12 protein-coding genes are annotated in these 12,718 nt (G+C 46.1%); 6 read left to right on the top strand and 6 right to left on the bottom strand.

The genetic code is table 11. From position 1 onward, the window contains the following. Positions 1-77: 77 nt before the first annotated feature. A complete protein-coding gene (locus Xets_RS00090) occupies positions 78-1,178 on the bottom strand; it encodes a glycerol dehydrogenase (RefSeq protein WP_187651007.1) in 1,101 nt (366 codons plus the stop codon). A 198-nt stretch (positions 1,179-1,376) separates the two neighbouring features. Continuing rightward, positions 1,377-2,045: a 7-cyano-7-deazaguanine/7-aminomethyl-7-deazaguanine transporter gene (locus Xets_RS00085; protein WP_187651006.1), complete on the bottom strand. Its 669-nt coding sequence runs from the start codon at positions 2,043-2,045 to the stop codon at positions 1,377-1,379. 168 nt (positions 2,046-2,213) lie between these two features. Between Xets_RS00085 and tusA the strand changes: the two genes are divergently transcribed. Beyond that, positions 2,214-2,468 carry a sulfurtransferase TusA gene (tusA, locus tag Xets_RS00080; RefSeq protein ID WP_099130870.1) on the top strand — a complete coding sequence of 85 codons (255 nt, stop codon included), beginning with the start codon at positions 2,214-2,216 and terminating at the stop codon, positions 2,466-2,468. A 209-nt stretch (positions 2,469-2,677) separates the two neighbouring features. Here the strand turns inward: tusA and Xets_RS00075 are convergent, their stop codons facing one another. From Xets_RS00075 to rsmD, 4 genes are all read right to left on the bottom strand, one after another. Continuing rightward, entirely contained in the window at positions 2,678-5,041 is a 2,364-nt protein-coding gene (locus Xets_RS00075; RefSeq protein ID WP_187651005.1) for a zinc/cadmium/mercury/lead-transporting ATPase, read from the bottom strand. 189 nt (positions 5,042-5,230) lie between these two features. Continuing rightward, the gene (locus Xets_RS00070; RefSeq protein WP_099130868.1) at positions 5,231-5,857 is read right to left on the bottom strand and encodes a lysoplasmalogenase; all 627 of its coding nucleotides are present in this window, start codon (positions 5,855-5,857) and stop codon (positions 5,231-5,233) included. Positions 5,858-6,070: 213 nt separating this feature from the next. Further along, positions 6,071-6,352, bottom strand: coding sequence for a DUF1145 family protein (locus Xets_RS00065; protein ID WP_187651039.1), 282 nt, complete (start codon positions 6,350-6,352; stop codon positions 6,071-6,073). Between the two features lie 41 nt (positions 6,353-6,393). Then, positions 6,394-6,972 (bottom strand): 16S rRNA (guanine(966)-N(2))-methyltransferase, encoded by a 579-nt coding sequence (rsmD, locus tag Xets_RS00060; RefSeq protein WP_099130866.1) that lies wholly within the window; start codon positions 6,970-6,972, stop codon positions 6,394-6,396. Positions 6,973-7,199: 227 nt separating this feature from the next. Between rsmD and ftsY the strand changes: the two genes are divergently transcribed. The 5 genes from ftsY (at position 7,200) to Xets_RS00035 (ending at position 12,717) form a co-directional block, all read left to right on the top strand. Further along, positions 7,200-8,744, top strand: a complete 1,545-nt coding sequence (ftsY, locus tag Xets_RS00055; protein ID WP_187651004.1) for a signal recognition particle-docking protein FtsY — start codon at positions 7,200-7,202, stop codon at positions 8,742-8,744. 6 nt (positions 8,745-8,750) lie between these two features. Continuing rightward, on the top strand, positions 8,751-9,416 hold the full coding sequence (ftsE, locus tag Xets_RS00050) for a cell division ATP-binding protein FtsE (protein WP_074024812.1): 666 nt from the start codon (positions 8,751-8,753) through the stop codon (positions 9,414-9,416). Further along, on the top strand, positions 9,409-10,383 hold the full coding sequence (ftsX, locus tag Xets_RS00045; protein WP_099130864.1) for a permease-like cell division protein FtsX: 975 nt from the start codon (positions 9,409-9,411) through the stop codon (positions 10,381-10,383). Before ftsE ends, ftsX begins: the two co-directional genes overlap by 8 nt. Positions 10,384-10,595: 212 nt before the next feature. Beyond that, complete coding sequence (rpoH, locus tag Xets_RS00040) at positions 10,596-11,453, top strand: RNA polymerase sigma factor RpoH (RefSeq protein WP_074020519.1); 858 nt, start codon at positions 10,596-10,598, stop codon at positions 11,451-11,453. A 130-nt stretch (positions 11,454-11,583) separates the two neighbouring features. Beyond that, complete coding sequence (locus Xets_RS00035) at positions 11,584-12,717, top strand: glycerate kinase (RefSeq protein WP_099130966.1); 1,134 nt, start codon at positions 11,584-11,586, stop codon at positions 12,715-12,717. Position 12,718 lies beyond the last annotated feature (1 nt).

Below are 12,718 nucleotides of genomic sequence, written 5' to 3'. Positions count from 1 at the left end.
TAAATTTATTCCGCCAGTAAGTTTCAGTTGATGAGTCAATTAAGTATGCTATTCGCCTCATTCCATTTCGCAATCACTTAATATAACCAATCTTTGCCCACTTGGTCTGCGGCCAAAATTGCGGCGTAAACTTGTTCTGGTGTCACAACAAATGGCATATTGTGAATGGTTTCACCCTCGGCACAACTTGCAATAGCGACTTGCATGATTTTTTGATGCAGTTTCTCATTATCACGTAAGCCCAATTGCTCCAGTGTGACTGGTAGCCCGACCTGTACACAGAAATCGAGCACAGTTTCCAACTCTTCACTTGGGCTATTTTCTAAGATCAATTGTGTCAGAGTACCAAACGCAACTTTTTCGCCGTGATACAGATGGTGACACTCTTCCAGCACGGTAAAACCATTGTGGATAGCGTGAGCCGCTGCCAATCCTGCACTTTCAAAACCAATGCCACTGAGGTAGGTATTGGCTTCGACAATATTTTCAACGGCTGGTGTACTGACACCTACTTCTACCGCCAGTTTTGCTTTGTAACCTTCCGCCAGCAAAGTTTCATAACACAGTTTTGCCAATGCCAAACCTGTGGTGGATGTCGCACCGCCAGCCATGGTTGGTTTGTGGGCTGTACTGTTGGCTCGTGCCTCAAAATAGGTGGCGAGTGCATCCCCCATACCTGCGACAAGCAGGCGAACTGGTGCTTTGGCAATGACATTAGTATCCATTAGCACGATATTTGGGTTTTGTGGATAGAACAGGTAGCTGTCGAATTCACCGAGTTCAGTATAAAGAACAGAAAGGGCACTGGTCGGTGCATCTGTCGAAGCAAGGGTAGGAGAAATAATGACGGGTATTTGGGATTTGTATGCAACAGCCTTGGCAGTATCAATCGTCTTTCCTCCCCCGATCCCGATGACAGCCTGACATTGCTGTTCCAACAAAATGGCAGACAAGCGATGGATTTCACTACGGCTGCACTCACCATTGAAAAGTTCGAAATGGCTAGTCACTTCGTGTTCTTCTAGACTTTTGCTGACGGTATCCCCAATAAGGTTCATCACGAAATTATCGGCAATCACGAAGACGTGGTCAGCAAGCATTTTGGTGTATCGACCAATGTGAGATAACGCACCTGGCCCTTGGACATATTTGGATGGAGACTGGATCACTTTCAGCATAAGAAATATTCCTTTTTTACTGGAAACTAGGCATAGAGTGTCACAATACAGGTATAGGGCAGATTACGAACTGCCCATCCACACTATACGGCAAAATATACAGAGAAGTTATGAGTAAAAGCAGGAAATGGGTGATTTGAGAGGAAATACTGGCGAAACGATTGACACCCTGATTAATTCAGTCAGGGTGCCATTTTTTTAGTTGGCTTTGACCAGAGTTTCAACTTCTGTTTGAGCGAAAAAGTATTTCAGGATCAAATTCAACAGAATGCCATAAGCGGGCAGGAAGAACAGCATGCAGATAAACAGCTTGAAGGCATAATCCACTAACGAAATTTCTACCCAATGTGTTGCCATAAATGCATCCGTACTGCGGTAAAACGCGATAAAGAAAAAGGCCAGTGTATCTAACATATTACCGAAAAACATGGCAGCAGCCGGCGCTATCCACCAGCGGCGTTTCTGGCGAAGACGATTGAAGACACCAACATCCAATATCTGACCGAGCACATAGGCCATAAAGCTAGCTGCGGCAATGCGGGCGACAAACACATTAAAGGTTCCCAATGTCCCGAATCCCTGCCAGGTTCCCTGGAAAAACAGAGCTGAAATCAGATAAGAGATCAGCAACGCTGGCAGCATAACGGAAATAATGATCCGGCGAGCTAATGGCGCACCATAAATACGTACGGTTAGGTCAGTCGCCAAAAAGATAAAGGGAAATGTAAATGCTCCCCAAGTGGTATGAAAACCAAAAATGGAGATGGGTAATTGCACCAGATAGTTACTGGAAGTAATGATCAAAATGTGAAAAAGCGACAGCCAGATCAATGCCGTGGCTCGCTGTTGCGCAGTCAATTGGAACATATTGTACCTTTTTGGTGGATGGGGTGAGGGAACCCAAAAAATCAATCTACCTGAAGATCAGGCAGTGGGATCATACGTGTGTTGCGCAATAAAAGTAAAGTACGGCAGTTGGCGATATTTTGTAATATAATCCATTGCCATAGATTGTTTGAACCTACAGAGATTGTTATGTCCGAAGTTTTTGCCAACCCCGACAAGACACTTGATACGTTGGGATTACGTTGTCCGGAGCCAGTAATGATGGTGCGCAAGGCAGTCCGCCATATGGCTGCGGGTCAGACGTTGTTGATCATTGCTGATGATCCGGCAACAACCCGCGATATTCCGGGGTTCTGTCGTTTTATGGATCATGCGCTGATCGCCCAAGAGACAGAGCAAACTCCGTATCGATACCTGCTCAGGAAAAGCGAAAACTCTGTTTAATTTAGAAAAGCCTATATAATTAACTGGCGAAAAAAAGGAGCCGTGCTAGGCTTTAAATATGGTATTTGGTTATTTATCACCTCGCTGGATGCCATATTTTCTTTTTCCTTAATAGCAACCTTTTGTAATTCATTATGATTTTGAAAAGGTGCAGAGTATTAACATGCACCTTTTCGGTTTGTTATTTTCTTTTTAGGTTAATGTTCCATTTATTGCTGCTGTGATTTGCTCCTAAGCAGCCGAACTGCATTTGCTGTTACCAAAGCTGTAGCTCCCGAATCGGCCAGGACTGCCATCCATAGCCCAGTCATACCCAATAGGCTCGTGATAAGAAATATCGCCTTCAGTCCTAATGCAATAGTGATATTTTGACGGATGTTATAATGGGTTGTTCGGGACAAGGCAATAATTTCAGGTAAACCAGTCAGTCGGTTATGCGTCAGGGCGGCATCGGCTGTTTCCAATGCAACATCAGTGCCGCTGCCCATAGCAACACCGATAGTGGCGGCTTTCATGGCTGGGGCATCGTTGATACCATCACCGACCATCATGGTGCAGTGTTTTTGGCTCAATTCAATGACCGCTTGCACTTTATCTTCAGGCAACAACCCTGCGCGATAATCAATGCCCAGCCGATTCGCAATGGCTGCTGCGGCACGGGGATTATCTCCTGTCAGCATTATTGCTTCGATACCTTGTTTTTTCAGGATACGGATAGCGTCTATGGCATCCTGACGTAAGGTGTCTTGCATTGCTATCAGCCCCATAAATTTCCCATTCCGAGTGACAGCAACCGTTGTTTTTCCATTGTCTTCCAGCTCAAAAACTCTCTGTTTCCATTGCTCGGACAAGGTATTTTCCGGCAATCTTCCGGGGGCTGCAACGAGAATTTTTTGCCCCGATAATTGTCCTTCGACTCCTATCCCGGCCAGGGCTTTGCGCTGTTCAGCCTCAACAATTGTCACACCTTTGTTTTCTGCGGCATTCAGGATAGTTTTTGCCAGTGGGTGATGGGAACCACTTTCTACGGCACCAGCCAGTGCTAGCAAGGTTTCTGCACTGATGTTTTCCGCCGGTTCAATGTCAGTAACCTGGGGTTTTCCTTCGGTCAAGGTTCCGGTTTTATCCAGTGCAATGGTGCTCACTGAACCAAGTTGTTCCAAGGCTGCCCCACCTTTGATTAGAGAGCCGCGACCGGTTGCTGCGGCCAGTGCGGAAGTAATTGCGGCAGGCGTCGAGATGACCAAGGCACAAGGACAACCAATTAACAGCAGAGTCAGACCACGATAGATCCAAGTTTCCCATGAGCCGGCAAAAAACAGTGGCGGGACCAATACCACCAGTGCTGAGAACAAGATAATCAGCGGAGTGTAGACACGACTGAATCGGTCGATAAAGCGCTCAATCGGCGCACGACGCTCTTCTGCTTCTTCAATTAGTTGCAGGATGCGGTCAATAGCGTTGTGACCAGGTTCAGAGATCACCTTCATCTGCACGGCACTATCAACAGAAAGGCAACCAGCGGCGACTTTTTCCCCTTGTTGTCGTTCAACCGGAACTGATTCACCGGTCAGGGCACTTTCATCGAAACTGGCAAATGGGTTGAGCAGTTCGGCATCGGTAGGTAAGCGCGCCCCTGGGGCGATTTCGATGATATCCCCCGGACGCAGATCTGCTGCCGGCACGGTTTCCTTTTTTCCATCCTTAATTAGTAGGGCTTGTTCAGGAACTAATGCCATCAAGGCACTGACGCCACGACGTGCGCGTCCGGCGGCATAGGATTCCAGTATTTCCCCTAACTTGAACAGGAGAATAACCATTGCCGCTTCTGCGGTAGCATCAATAAACAAGGCACCAATGGCAGCAACACTCATCAACGTTTCAATGGCGAAAGGTGTGCCAGAACGGATCAGCTTGATGGCTTTGGTTGCTACCGGATATAACCCAATTAGTGTAGTGATGATGAAAGCGATCTGCCCTGTGGGAGCATTGACTTTTGATATTCCCCAACTGACGAACATCAAGGCGGCCAGAATCAAGATTGGGGAAAAAGTCTTCCAGTGATTGACTGTCGGAGGCAATTTAGATGCCGAACTTGCCTCCTTGATTTCAAAGCCAGCCTGTTTTACTGCTTGTTCAACGGCAGCACGAATATCAATATCAGCATCGACCACCAGTTTCTCTGTTGTAAACAGAACCTTGACCTGCTTGGCTTCTGGCAGTTTTTTGACAGCATTTTCGATCTTTCCTGCACAGCTTGGGCAATCCATGCCTTGGATAGTCCAATTAAAACGCTGTCTCGCTATTAATTCGGTGAGGGCGTTGTCCTGTATGGCATGTGCATGATCGTGTGAACAGTGTGCGCTGCTATTTTTATGGGAATGCGCTGTGTTAGTAGAGCAGCAAGAATGGCTATGATTTGGCGTAGGAGAGTTATGCGAATGTTCGTGGCTGTGATCGTGATGTTGATGTGAATGCTCACTTACATTATTGGCGATATTCTGATGATCATCTTTTTGGAAAGATAGAGAATTGTGCTGTGATTGCTTATGTTTTTTGGTAGTGGATAACATAGGCGACCTCTTATAGAGTTAATCTTAATCATTAGTATTAACTCTACACGTTGGAGTGAACTCCAGAGTCAAATCCAATAAGAGGAATTCTTTTGATGATTTGTGCTATTTAAAATAGGTTCTCATTATCAATGTCCTTCCTCTTAATGTTATTTTCTCTTCAAGCCCTTGGTTAGTAAGGGTAAGCTATCATAGGAATAGTGAACGAATAATCAAAAAGTGTCCGATAAAACCACAGGTAGCAACAATCGCTTTTGATAGTTTAAAAGGGAAGCGATATTGAGCAATGATATTGATACTGTGTGCAAGGAGTAGCAGGATCGTGCCAGCGATGACAGAGAATCGGCTGTCGTTGCTGAGGGAAAAATATTGTTCTCCGGCAACCCAAACCATCAGTAGTGCCATCACGAAACCATCTATTACCCGCCAACGCATATTATCCAGACGAGTCCAGACTGTCAGTATGACCACAATGCCAATGACCAGCAGGATAAAAGGCAGCGGAAAGAAGAAACTGAAACCCATATGTAAGGCAAAACTAATGGTGTATAACAGGTAACTCAGGAATAACGCGATGAATGAGAAGAGTAAATACTTACCAGGGAGCATGTGGAGCGCATCAGAGAGCAGGGCAGTAAGAAGGCCCGCAATGATAAGGTAACCTGAAACCTCAAGATTGGGCGCCTGGCAGGCCCATAATAATAGAAGCAACATAGTGACGGGGCGGAAAACCCATTGCTGCCAGTTGGTGCCACGATAGGCAGCATCAATATATAACCACCCAGAGAAAAACACAGCGAGAAATGGCCAACTCATATTTTTCCTTTCCTTAAAGTTCAACACCTGTTTTGTCAGGCAATTTTATTTATGATGGGGTTGGTACGGAGAATATCTTGATTTATCGATATTGGTTCGTTATTAACGAACGAATAACGTTTTATTATCAAAAACAAAGAACGTCAATGAGTAATTACGCGAATTACTCATTGACGAAAGAAGAAAATAAGATGAGTCACTGGATATGGGAAGTTATTTTTTCTCCTGTTGTTTCTCTTTTAGTTGTTTTTTCTGCCAAGCCAATAATTCAAAGACGCCGAAAAAGAAGATTTTGGTCTGGAGAAAACCAGACAGCTTTTGATCTTTAGGCTGGGAGTTTTTCAGCAGCAGTAACTGAAAAGAATGCATGATTGCCGTAAATACCATTGCAATATCCATGAAATATCTCAATGGATTAGGGAATGGGTGAAACAAATTGAAGATCATGATACCCCAAACTAAGATCATGATCCCTCTTCCTAATTGAATAAACATCATCGACTCCAAAATCGTGTTTAAGCCGTTCAGACACCCGATTACGGGTGGCGAATATATAATCGATAAGCAACTTGTCCGGCGGTTTTTTGCCGATGCAGTTGCCAGTTTGAGGGAACTTCTGTTGCCGCAGATTCTGCTTCTGCCTCAACATAAATCCAGCTTTCTTCTGCTAGCCAGCTATTGGTTTCCAATAAATTGATTGTTTCAGCCAACATTCCCTTACGGAATGGCGGATCGAGGAAAACCACATCAAACGGCGTTCCGGTGTTGTTAAGGTGTTGTAGTGTATTACCTTGTACCACATCGGCATTTTCAGCTTTCAGTAAGGCTAAATTAGCCAATAGTTGTTTCGCCACATTGCGATCGTATTCAATTAAGGTCGTGTGGCTTGCATAACGAGACAAAGCTTCAAATCCAAGCGCTCCGCTGCCTGAGAAACAATCCAGGCAACGAGCACCCTGAATCACTGGCATAAGCCAGTTAAAAAGTGTCTCGCGGACGCGATCTGTTGTTGGACGCAGGCCGTCACTATCAGGAACCGGCAATTTTCTTCCGCGCCATTTTCCGCCAATAATGCGAATTTGTCCCAAAGACGCGCGTAGTGGTTTTTTAGTCATAATGTACATAACTTAAATATTTGTCATCCGACGCTGCTAAATAATATCTGGCGGAGACAAAGAGTGAGTGAAAACGAAGATATCCATTGATTAATTTACCACGAAATCCTCTATAGACATGTGTTGTGGTGTGATGAAAATGTTAGACTGGATTCATTACTGTTAGAACCTATCTCAGTGGATATAACAGCACATATTTAACTTAACCGCGAGGAGTGTAGTGGCCGATGGCAAAAGAGAAAAAAAGAGGTTTCTTCTCTTGGTTTGGACTTGGTCGTCAAGATAAGAAACAGCAAGAGGAACAGGCTGAACAAGAAAGAGTCGCTGCGGAAGAAGCCGACCGTCGCGCAGCAGAAGAGGCGGAGCAGCGACGTTTAGCGGAAGAAGTCACTCGTCGCGCAGCAGAAGAGGCGGAGCAGCAACGTTTAGCGGAAGAAGCCGACCGTCGCGCAGCAGAAGAAGCGGAGCAACAGCGTTTAGCGGAAGAAGTCACTCGTCGCGCAGCAGAAGAGGCGGAGCAACAACGTTTAGCGGAAGCCGCCGCCCATCGCGCAGCAGAAGAGGCGGAGCAACAACGTTTAGCGGAAGAAGCCGTCCGTCGCGCAGCAGAAGAGGCGGAGCAGCAGCGTTTAGCGGAAGAAGCCGCCCATCGTGCAGCAGAAGAAGCAGAGCAGCAGCGTTTAGCGGAAGAAGCCGCCCGTCGCGCAGCAGAAGAGGAGGAGCAGCAGCGTTTAGCGGAAGAAGCCGCCCGTCGTGCAGCAGAAGAAGCGGAGCAGCAACGTTTAGCGGAAGAATTAGCTCGTCAGGCAGAAGAACAGGCAGCCTTACCTAAGGAACAAGAACGGCCATCCAAAGAAGGATTCTTTGCTCGTCTGAAACGCAGCTTAGTTAAGACCCGTCAAAATCTTGGCTCCGGTTTCTTGGGACTATTCCGTGGCAAAAAAATTGATGATGATCTGTTTGAAGAGTTGGAAGAACAGTTATTGATTGCAGATGTGGGCGTTGAAACTACCCGTAAGATCATTACTAACCTGACAGACCACGCCAGCCGTAAAGAGTTGAAAGATGCGGAAGCGCTTTATTCTAAACTGAAAGAAGAGATGTCAGCCATTCTGGCGAAAGTTGATAAGCCGCTGGAGATAGAAGGCAAATCACCTTATGTCATTCTGATGGTGGGGGTGAATGGTGTTGGTAAAACGACCACGATTGGAAAGTTGGCGCGTCAATATCACTCTCAAGGTAAATCCGTCATGCTGGCGGCTGGAGATACCTTCCGCGCGGCCGCAGTAGAGCAGTTACAGGTTTGGGGAGAACGCAACAAAATCCCAGTGATTTCCCAACATACGGGGGCAGATTCAGCGTCAGTGATTTTTGACGCCATCCAGTCAGCCAAGGCTAAAGGTATTGATGTCCTGATTGCAGATACCGCTGGGCGCTTGCAGAACAAATCCCATTTGATGGAAGAGTTGAAAAAAATCGTTCGAGTGATGAAAAAACTGGACGAAGATGCACCTCATGAAATTATGCTGACTCTGGATGCCAGCACAGGTCAAAATGCAGTAAGTCAGGCTAAACTATTTCATGAAGCTGTGGGATTGACGGGTATTTCACTGACCAAACTGGATGGTACTGCGAAAGGGGGAGTTATCTTCGCGATTGCCGACCAATTTGAGATCCCAATCCGCTACATTGGTGTGGGTGAAGGCATTGAAGATCTCCGTCCATTTAAGGCAGACGATTTTATTGAGGCTCTTTTTGCCCGAGAGGATTAACTATCAATGATTCGCTTTGAACAGGTCAGTAAAGCCTATCTGGGAGGGCGGCAGGCGCTGCAAGGGGTGGATTTTCATCTACTTCCAGGAGAAATGGCATTTTTAACCGGTCACTCAGGGGCCGGTAAAAGTACACTTTTGAAACTTATCTGTGGTATTGAACGCCCTAGCGCAGGCCATATTTGGTTTTCTGGCCATGACATTAGCCGACTAAAATCCCGTGAGATCCCTTTTCTACGCCGTCAGATCGGCATGATTTTTCAGGATCATCACCTACTTTTGGATCGCACCGTATACGAGAATGTCGCGATGCCGCTGATCATCTCAGGGGCAAGTGCTGAAGACATTCGTCGACGGGTATCTGCGGCGTTGGATAAGGTCGGCTTACTGGACAAAGCGAAAAACTTCCCCATTCAGCTTTCCGGTGGAGAACAACAGCGTGTTGGTATCGCCCGCGCGGTGGTGAATAAGCCAACAGTATTGCTGGCAGATGAACCGACGGGAAATTTGGATGGGGCATTATCAGAGGGGATCATGCGTCTGTTTGAAGAATTTAACCGAGTTGGCGTGACGGTTCTGATGGCTACCCATGATACAGCCCTCATTGAACGAAGAAAATATCGTATCTTGACCCTGAATCAGGGACGTATGCAAGGAGGACATCATGGCTAAGCATGTCCGTCATTCAGCGAAAAAAACACCGTCCGCAAAATCCAAATCATTAAAAGGGGGATGGCGTGTACAGTGGCGTTATGCGTGGAAAAGTACTTTGTCCGATATGTTCCGCCAACCGCTGGCAACGTTGCTGACTGTTATGGTGATAGCTATTTCCCTGACCTTACCAAGTGTGTTCTATATTGTTTGGAAAAACGTCAATCAAGCAGTGATGCAGTGGTATCCCATCCCACAACTCACGGTCTATTTGGATAAGTCACTGAATGACAATAGCGTCAAACAGGTAATTGATCAGTTGAAAAATCTGGATGGCGTGAAATCGGTAAATTACCTTTCCCGTGACGAAGCTGTAAACGAATTTCGTGCATGGTCAGGTTTTGCCAGCGCACTAGATTTGCTGGAAGAAAACCCTCTGCCAGCAGTTGCTATAATCTCTCCTAAACTGAATTTCCAGGACTCTCAGGCGCTAACAACATTGCGCGATCAAGTTGCGCAGATTAAAGGCATTGAAGAAGTCAGAATGGATGATAGCTGGTTTGCCCGCTTGACCGCGTTGGCTGACCTTATTGGCAGAATTGCTGCCGTGATAGGTATCTTGATGGTGGTTGCGCTGCTCTTGGTCATTGGTAATAGTGTCCGGTTGAGCATCTTTAGCCGTCGTGAAACGATTAACGTTATGAAACTGATTGGGGCAACGGATGGTTTTATTTTGCGTCCTTTCCTCAATGGTGGAGCCTTATTGGGGATTTTGGGAGCAATATTCTCTTTGATCCTCTCCTCCCTGCTGGTGTGGAAACTGTCTAACGTGGTTACGGAAGTGGCAAGTGTTTTTGGTACAAGCTTTATACTGCATGGTTTGGAGTGGGATGAATCACTCTTATTAGTGCTTATTTCGGGTATGATTGGTTGGATAGCTGCATGGTTTGCGACAATTCAGCATTTACGTCGTTTTATGCCAGAATAAAGGTGTTGCAGGGCTTGCTAGTGAACTGTTGGGGGTGAATTGTTGTCAAAGTCACAGTTATGGTTTTGTATTGATGTTCACACAACTGAGACGATTTGAATATGATCTCTACGGTGGTAAAATAGACGCACTTTTGGCTTGAATAAACCTTACTGGTGAACTCAGGCAAACTTGAAGGCCATCAATTTGGATCTAATTTTGAGAGAATTTGAATGACAAAAGAAATGCAAACTTTGGCATTAGTTCCACAAGGTAGTTTGGAAGGGTACATCCGTGCCTCCAATGCTTATCCTATGCTTTCTGCTGAGGAAGAGAAGGAACTGGCAGAAAGGCTGCATTACCAGGGAGATCTGGATGCAGCGAAAAAGCTGATTCTTTCTCACCTGCGCTTCGTTGTTCATGTTGCCCGCAGTTATGCCGGTTATGGTCTGCCGCAAGCGGATTTAATTCAGGAAGGTAATATTGGCCTGATGAAAGCGGTTCGTCGATTTAATCCAGAAGTGGGAGTACGTTTAGTTTCTTTTGCTGTTCACTGGATTAAGGCAGAAATCCATGAATATGTATTGCGTAATTGGCGTATTGTGAAAGTCGCAACGACAAAAGCTCAGCGTAAGCTGTTCTTTAATTTGCGCAAGGCTAAACAACGTCTGGGGTGGTTCAATCAGGATGAAATTGAACTGGTTGCCAAAGAATTGGGCGTGACCAGCAAAGATGTCCGAGAGATGGAATCCCGTATGTCAGCGCAGGATATGGCATTTGATATGTCCTCTGATGATGATAATCATGATAGTCATCCAGTGGCTCCGGTGCTGTATTTGCAAGACAAGGCTTCTGACTTTGCCGATGGCATTGAAGAAGATAACTGGGAAACCCACGCTGCGGATAAACTTTCTGTGGCGATGGAAGGGTTGGACGAACGTAGCCAAGACATCATTCGTTCCCGTTGGTTGGATGATGACAATAAAACCACCTTGCAAGAATTGGCAGATAAGTATGGTGTATCCGCTGAACGTGTTCGGCAGCTAGAAAAAAATGCCATGAAGAAATTGCGACTGGCGATTGAAGCGTAATTTCTTAGCTGAGCAAAACTTGCTGGATTAAAAAGCGATAATTTGTTTATCGCTTTTTTTATGCGCGCAAGATAATTAGCAGTGAACAGCAAAATAACCATCAGTGTCAGAGAGCCGAGGAAATTCCATGATGAAAATTGTGATTGCCCCTGATTCATTTAAGGAAAGCTTGAGTGCCTTGCAGGTGGCGCAGGCGATAGAGCGGGGATTTAAGGAGATTTATCCACAGGCAGACTACATCAAGCTACCTATGGCGGATGGCGGCGAAGGGACAGTAGAATCACTGGTGGCTGCAACTGGAGGAAAACGTATCGTGTGTACTGTTACTGATCCTTTGGGACAACCTGTTGAGGCATTTTTTGGTCTGCTTGGCGATGGAAAAACCGCAGTGATTGAAATGGCTGCTGCTTCTGGTTTGCACTTGGTGCCGATGGAACAGCGTAACCCTCTGATAACGACGAGTTATGGAACGGGAGAATTGATTCTGGCTGCATTGGAACAGGGGATACACAAACTGATTTTAGGCATTGGCGGCAGTGCAACCAACGATGGTGGCGCAGGTATGATGCAGGCACTTGGTGCGACTTTATTGGATGGTGACAGTCGTATTCTGCCATTCGGCGGCGCGGCATTAACTCGGCTGGAAGGTATTGACTTAACGAACCTTGATCCGCGTCTCAGGCAAATTGAATTTACCGTGGCTTGTGATGTGAATAACCCATTATGTGGTGAACAGGGAGCATCAGCGGTGTTTGGTCCACAAAAAGGTGCGACACCGGAGATGGTGAAATCGTTAGACTCTGCATTGCATCATTATGGCATGAAAATAGAATCCCTAACGGGGAAAAGCGTGATTGATGCTGCTGGTGCTGGTGCGGCTGGAGGGATGGGGGCATCCTTATTGGGATGTTTGGGGGCAAGATTACAGTCAGGTATTAAGATTGTTATTGAAACCTTGCAACTAGAAGAAGTTATTCAGGGCGCAGATCTGGTCATTACGGGGGAAGGTCGTCTGGATAGCCAGACCATATACGGTAAAACTCCCATTGGTGTTGCCCGTGTTGCGAAAAAGTTTGGCATTCCCACCATTGCGTTAGTTGGGGGAATGAGCCGAGACTATCATGTTGTGCATCAGCATGGGCTGGATGCGGTCTTTTCCATCATACCGGAGGCTTGTTCCCTTGCTGATGCCCTCGCCAATGGTGCCGATAATTTGCAGGTAACGGCACGGAATATTGCAGCAATTTGGGCTATTTCCCACTAAA

Origin of the sequence: Xenorhabdus sp. TS4, from assembly GCF_014467265.1 — a bacterium.
Classification (GTDB): domain Bacteria; phylum Pseudomonadota; class Gammaproteobacteria; order Enterobacterales; family Enterobacteriaceae; genus Xenorhabdus; species Xenorhabdus ehlersii.
This window is presented reverse-complemented; position numbering and strand designations above follow the sequence as displayed.

Excerpts from the sequence above, each read along its gene's own strand:
- Xets_RS00090 (WP_187651007.1), bottom strand. The coding sequence starts at position 1,178 with ATGCTGAAAGTGATCCAGTCTCCATCCAAATATGTCCAAGGGCCAGGT.
- Xets_RS00085 (WP_187651006.1), bottom strand. The coding sequence starts at position 2,045 with ATGTTCCAATTGACTGCGCAACAGCGAGCCACGGCATTGATCTGGCTG.
- tusA (WP_099130870.1), top strand. The coding sequence starts at position 2,214 with ATGTCCGAAGTTTTTGCCAACCCCGACAAGACACTTGATACGTTGGGA.
- Xets_RS00075 (WP_187651005.1), bottom strand. The coding sequence starts at position 5,041 with ATGTTATCCACTACCAAAAAACATAAGCAATCACAGCACAATTCTCTA.
- Xets_RS00070 (WP_099130868.1), bottom strand. The coding sequence starts at position 5,857 with ATGAGTTGGCCATTTCTCGCTGTGTTTTTCTCTGGGTGGTTATATATT.
- Xets_RS00065 (WP_187651039.1), bottom strand. The coding sequence starts at position 6,352 with ATGTTTATTCAATTAGGAAGAGGGATCATGATCTTAGTTTGGGGTATC.
- rsmD (WP_099130866.1), bottom strand. The coding sequence starts at position 6,972 with ATGACTAAAAAACCACTACGCGCGTCTTTGGGACAAATTCGCATTATT.
- ftsY (WP_187651004.1), top strand. The coding sequence starts at position 7,200 with ATGGCAAAAGAGAAAAAAAGAGGTTTCTTCTCTTGGTTTGGACTTGGT.
- ftsE (WP_074024812.1), top strand. The coding sequence starts at position 8,751 with ATGATTCGCTTTGAACAGGTCAGTAAAGCCTATCTGGGAGGGCGGCAG.
- ftsX (WP_099130864.1), top strand. The coding sequence starts at position 9,409 with ATGGCTAAGCATGTCCGTCATTCAGCGAAAAAAACACCGTCCGCAAAA.
- rpoH (WP_074020519.1), top strand. The coding sequence starts at position 10,596 with ATGACAAAAGAAATGCAAACTTTGGCATTAGTTCCACAAGGTAGTTTG.
- Xets_RS00035 (WP_099130966.1), top strand. The coding sequence starts at position 11,584 with ATGAAAATTGTGATTGCCCCTGATTCATTTAAGGAAAGCTTGAGTGCC.